1 protein-coding gene is annotated in these 2679 nt (G+C 50.9%); it reads right to left on the bottom strand.

The features are described 5' to 3' along the window. Positions 1–112: 112 nt before the first annotated feature. Positions 113–2524, bottom strand: a complete 2412-nt coding sequence (locus IF809_RS38340) for a hypothetical protein (RefSeq protein ID WP_462840059.1) — start codon at positions 2522–2524, stop codon at positions 113–115. Between the last annotated feature and the right edge of the window lie 155 nt (positions 2525–2679).

Here is a 2679-nt window from a genome sequence, read left to right as displayed (position 1 = left end):
ACGGGTTCGTCAGAACCCGGACTAGGCCCGCGCCAATGAGCGGGGGTTGGCCGTCAAGGCCGCCGCGGAGCGGCGCTTGTCTTGGCCTTTACGGACAGAGGGCCGCAGGCCCTTACTGGGCCTTTCGGGCTTTAGCTTGTTGGCGACGCGCAAGTCGCTTTTTCCAATACTCATCCCGCGCTTGATGAAATGACTGCATTCCGAGATAGATTTGTTGAGTCGCGTTCGCAAAATTCAAAAGATTACGAGTGTGCTCGTAGCTGTCAAATTTTGCATGGGCTCCCCCTATTCGATTCCAGGTGGTTGATATGTAGAGATCCATCATCAATTCGTGCGACGTTAAAAGCAAAATGGGATTGGTTGGCTCCCCGTGCACATTGACGCGCCGTCCCCAGTTTACGAACTTCGTAAGTATTTTCTTCTCCGAGGCGGTAAAATGGTCTCGAAGAACCGAGATCACTACAACTGCATCAGGTAACCGGGTCGCGATTGCCTTTAGCTTAGCGAGATCCTTTGGTTTTATCAGTTCGCCTTTACCGAGCGATTTCGCCTCGCCGATGATGAGAGTGGGTGGACGTCGCCTTTCTGGCAATCGATCGTCGCTGCGCCACGCGACGAAGTCTACTTCACACCTTAACTTGTCGATCGAAAGGTTCATAGCAGTGGAAAATGTCATAACATCAGACCCCGAATGAAAGCGCTCAAGGACGCGCAACGTTAGGAGGGCGCTATACGAACCGCGCCCGTAGTCTGGAACTGAAAAGGGGCCAACTACTCTATAAGTGAAGTTCTGATTGAATTGCCTCAACGTCGCCTGCGGGAAATCATAGGTTTTTAGGCAGCGCTCACAAGTGATGCGATAGTCAATGTCAGTTAAAGTATTCCAGTTTGTCGCACGGCAATGCGGGCAATCCGTTTCCAGTCCAAGTCTGATGACATTGCGCGTGGTGAAATCTTGAAGTGATAATTCTGAAAACGAGCGCTTGGCCCGTCGCATAGAAATAAGGTCAGTCCAATCTTTTAAAGGCGCTGTCCGTAGACCGAAATTTTCTTCAAGCGTGTCGTCGTTATTGCTACGGCGGCGTAAACCACCAGACATTTTATTGAGAAGTTCAATAGTAGAAATGTCAGCGAGATAATGAACCCCCCACAGTCCTCCGACATTTTCCAACATTTGGCGGGCTATATGGCCCGGCTCAGATAGCTGAGCCTTTATGCCCAACCGGCCAAGCGAGCCAACAATCGCAGCATTGGAGCTAAGGAGCGTGACGTACTGATTTAGGTTTTTGTAACGCTGGGCAAATACCCAACCTTCCAAGCCCACGGGGATTTGCTCGCCTCCGTTGCTAAGACGTGGCCAGGTGCGATCAAATGTATTCAACGGTAATACGGCTGCGATATCACGTTTGCTGTAATTCGAAAGATTGAGGACATTGACCCACCGGTGATCACCTTTGCCAAAACGACCGGCAAATTCGGGGACCAAGGGCTTAAACGTTGTCCCGAATTCACGATCCTCTTTGATCGACAGATCTACAAGCTTTTCTCCAGCGGTTATTTTCAAGCGCTGATCGCGGTGTATGTGATCGTCGCGATGTTCAACCCAAATAGCATTACGCCAGTATTTGACTGCTAGCGCCCCTTGGGGAAGACCTGGCTGAAGCGTGCTAATCAAGGCTTCAGCTTTTGTTTTTGGAACTGAGCGCCCAAACTCGATAGTTGCGTTATGCATTACACCATGCGGATTGCCAACGACGGGACGATACTCGTCCTTCAGGACCTTAGATATGTCATTGCTTAGTGTTTCGAACCATTCGATCGGCACAGGCAGGACCGGGTGCGGTTCGAGCCTTAAATTCCATAAATCGATAAGATCTGTCGCACGCGCGGGATCAAACACATAAATAATCAAGTCGTGATGCCAGTATCGCTGCGTGCTGATGCCGTAACGTGTTACGCGGAGTGGTGTTTCGGCACCTTTTAAAAAAACTTTTCGCCAAGCTTCTGGGCTCGGTTTGACTTTTTCGGGACGGTAGACATCAACATAACCTTTCTCGATGTATTTCGAGTCGGGCGATGTCGGATAGACGCCGAACATTGCCTCCGACAGCGCGCTCCCACGCTCCGCGGCGACTAGTACGCTTTCATGCTTGGTCCGAGGGACAAATTGCTGCTCTGTTCTGTAGATGTGCTTTAGTACGTCATGAATGTGCAGACCAAACTCGGGCTCTGCTGACTCCCGGCCTTTCTCAGGTTCTAGGAACTCTTTCAGGGTAATGATCTGCGGATGGATCGTATGCTTTTCGCGGATTGCGCCTAAGCCGGCCTCTTCAAGCAAACCTTCCGTCGCCTCCACGTAGACGTCTGGTTCAAAAAACCGAACATATCCCTTCGCGACCTCTGCACCCTTGAAGCGTTGATAGATTTCGGGCCTCCACTCGTCGGGTGGCCGTTTAAAGACAGGTATTATTGGATTGTAAACTCCACCCCAGGTGCAGGTGCAGGCTCGCATGATCGCGCGCACCGAGACCAAATCCGTGGGCCGAGTGAGAAAGCCAATCCTCGTTGGTCGTAATAGGATTTCCGCTGAGATTTCAGACATGGGCCTATACTGCCCAAGGTCGTGAAACCTTAAAAGCCTGGAGTTGTGATACGGAACTCATCTACCATTTCGAGTGT

This window comes from Bradyrhizobium sp. UFLA06-24 (assembly GCF_054967145.1).
This window is presented reverse-complemented; position numbering and strand designations above follow the sequence as displayed.